Source organism: Massilia sp. LMS1-1-1.1 (assembly GCF_040815535.1).
Lineage (GTDB): Bacteria > Pseudomonadota > Gammaproteobacteria > Burkholderiales > Burkholderiaceae_D > Janthinobacterium > Janthinobacterium aestuarii.
In genome coordinates this window covers 1-292 of sequence record NZ_JBFPNG010000027.1, presented here as the reverse complement: position 1 = coordinate 292, position 292 = coordinate 1, and the positions used below count along the sequence as shown (strand labels likewise).

Below are 292 nucleotides of genomic sequence, written 5' to 3'. Positions count from 1 at the left end.
CTACAGGGATAAGAAAGTACAACGTTGTTGCTTGTTTGTTGATACATACAATCATTACCCATCGATTTACCTTTTACGGCAAACCGATCAATAAATAATCTTTACTTCTTCCAGATTGTTAAAGAACATACAGCACTTGGTCTCGAAAAGACCAAACCTAAATTTAATCACCGATGTGATCAACTTACGTTTGAACTTTTGGTGGAGGATGACGGGATCGAACCGACGACCCCCTGCTTGCAAAGCAGGTGCTCTCCCAGCTGAGCTAATCCCCCTGAGATTTACTACAGAA

At 41.4% G+C, this 292-nt stretch carries 1 tRNA gene; it reads right to left on the bottom strand.

The features are described 5' to 3' along the window. Positions 1 to 199: 199 nt before the first annotated feature. A tRNA-Ala gene (locus tag MRBLMS1_RS18845) sits at positions 200 to 275 on the bottom strand. Positions 276 to 292: the final 17 nt, after the last annotated feature.